The sequence below is a fragment of the Niallia sp. HCP3S3_B10 genome, assembly GCF_052064465.1.
Lineage (GTDB): Bacteria > Bacillota > Bacilli > Bacillales > Cytobacillaceae > Niallia > Niallia hominis.
On record NZ_JBQHVO010000119.1, the window covers coordinates 1 to 2770 of the forward strand.

Consider the following 2770-nt stretch of genomic DNA (forward strand, 5'->3'; position numbering starts at 1 on the left):
CACAATTTTCCTCAATTATGTCGATTTACCTGTAATATTCAGTATTTCCTTAACCTTGTCCAAAAAACCACAAACTTTACGAAAACAGCCTTTACTTATAATACCATATTTATCAATTTTTTAATATAAATATAAATAACGTTCAGTAGCTCTTAACTTAGAGTGAAATTCACAATTTTAATTGTATCCGATTGTAGAAGATTCTTGTATTAAAGACCTCATATAAAAAATCCATTTTGAATAAAGATTAAAAAAATGGATTCTCCTTTAATAACTATGTTAAATTTCTTAGTAAAAAAGCATTCAACGTTCTTAAAAACATCGTGACTTAAATCATCACTTAGTCTTTATAAATATATCTACTTTATTTCGAAACTAAAATGAACCTAAAGTATCCTTTTTAGAAAGACTTTAGGTTCAGCTGTTGTATAGATTAATTTGCTAGTACAGTGTAATTCTTATGGTTAACCACTGTTAAATTACTTTCATATTGAAGAAAATTTGTATCATAAGAAGATAACTGAACAATAACTGAATTTTCCTTAACTAAGGTTACTACTCCTGTCACCTCTTGGTTTGCTCTCAAAAAGATAATCACATCATCTATTTTCGCTCTGATTTTTTTATCATCCATTTCCCATTCCTCCTCATATAATTAATGGGAAATTCTTTTAACTCTTCCATTAAACTTTTGATTCCAATAGCCATTAGACATATCTGCAATTGCAACTCCGGTAGAGCTTTGGGCGCCGATGAATTTCCCTTCTCCTAAATAAATCCCAACATGCCCATCTTTTTTATAAGTATCAAAGAATACGAGATCTCCTGGTTTAGCAGCTTCATAATTAACCGCATTCCCCATTTCTTTAAGAGTGTCTGTTGTCACTCCGGTTCTATTGCCTAAGGTTACTCCAACTTGTTCAAATGCCCAATGAACAAAGCTAGAACAATCAAAATACCCTCTACTTATATCCTCTTTGCTCCTTCCTCCTCCAAATACGTAATAAGAATTATTTATCCACTTATATCCTACTGTTGTAACATCAATCCCACTATTATTATTAATATTTAGATCGATTGTAGATATGTCCTTTTGGAACTTAAAGCTCTCTGCTAACTTTATAACTTTATCAACATACCAATCTGCATGGTTATAGGCCCATATTGCCTTCTCTTTGTTATTTTCAAATCCATGAGAAGCTAAGTAATACGCTGCGCTTGCAATGCTGTCCGCTGGATTCCACGGGTCTGCTTTTCCATCATTATTAGCATCAATTCCAAACCCGTTTCCTCTTTTTATGGTTTCTAAATCGGTGATGTCTATATCTTCAGCTACTAATCCTCCACCAATATCGTACTTAGATCCTACCCATGAAGAAGGCATAAATTGCATAGGTCCTATGGCTCCAACACTGGATTCCATGGAAACATGAGTAGAAAAGGAGGTTTCTACAGCATGTATAGCCGCTAAGTAATACCATGGTATGTTATAGGTCTGTTCACCATAAAGATAATATGGCATATATTCTTCTGGTACCTCTTTAGATGATGTAATGCTTTTTTGGTAAAAATCACTTTCAAATCGTTCTCCATTTACCCTGGCATTTTCATTAGTAATAGCGGCTTCAATCATCTCTTTATCCTTTGATAAAGTTTTGCTTTTAAATTCTAATTTTTCTTTTTCTTCTTTATAAGTATCCTCTTTTTCCTTCAATGCATCTATTAACTTACTGGAAGCTTCCTGTTGTTGTTGCAATTGTTCATTCAAATCGCTAAATTCATTGAGTAATGTTTGTTTTTCCATTAAATACGTAAAATCTCTGTTCAAATCTTCTACGAAATTAAAGTTCTTTACGTTCTTCTTTATAATAATATCTTCATTTATCCCGGCCAAATTATCCGAAAGAAAGGGTAGATCATTCACCGAACTTTTCTTTTTTTCTCGATATTCATGTTCTTTCGCGGCCAGTTCATCTTTAACTTTTTTTACCTGCTTTTTATTTAAGTCTATTGCTGTTTTTAAATGATTTAGTTGCCTTTTTTTTAAAACTAATTCATTTTGGGTTATATTTATAGCCTTATCCATCTTTACAATTTGTTCTTTCAAATTTTTATTATATTCATCAATCGAATCAATCGTTGTTATTTCTTTTTCACTCTCATTTGCAGCAACATGGATTGGTCCATTTATCAACCCTATGGATAACCCAATAGCAGAAAGAAAAGTGATACTTTTAATTTTACTACTCATTTTAACCCTCCCCAAAAAATAACCCCAAGAATACATAGAAATGAATGTCTCTCTATGAATCTTGGGGTTATCCCATTTGAATTTTCAATTTGTTCAACATATTCATGTATTAACACTTTAAATAATCAATTAAAATTAGGATTAATTGAGGTAATGCTAGCACAATGCCCATATTCAGACCAAAAAGTACTTTTCCTATACACATTTACTTCTCACTCTCTATCAAACCTTTGTTAAATCAAGTGATTACTTTCTCAAACATTACTCTTTGGTAGATAAAGCTACTGCTAGGATCCCCAAATACCCTTTTGTCGAGCTATTTCTTTTTTGAATACGGTTTATCATCTCAACAAGCGTTTTTTTCTCTTCTCTACTACTTTTTTCTATAATTAATTCTGCTAATTCTTTACTCTCAATTTTTTTTTTAATGGCTCTGTTAAAGTTTAATGTTGATATTTCTTATAAAACGAAACCTCCTAATTTACGGAAGTTCCATTTTATAATATTTGCTTATTCAAC

Annotated in this window: 2 protein-coding genes; both read right to left on the minus strand. The window is 31.5% G+C overall.

The window, feature by feature from the left end:
* Nucleotides 1-433: 433 nt before the first annotated feature.
* Nucleotides 434-634, minus strand: coding sequence for a DUF2187 family protein (locus tag ACTNDN_RS24580; RefSeq protein WP_441132552.1), 201 nt, complete (start codon nt 632-634; stop codon nt 434-436).
* 21 nt (nt 635-655) lie between these two features.
* The gene (locus ACTNDN_RS24585; protein WP_441132554.1) at nt 656-2251 is read right to left on the minus strand and encodes an NlpC/P60 family protein; all 1596 of its coding nucleotides are present in this window, start codon (nt 2249-2251) and stop codon (nt 656-658) included.
* Nucleotides 2252-2770: the final 519 nt, after the last annotated feature.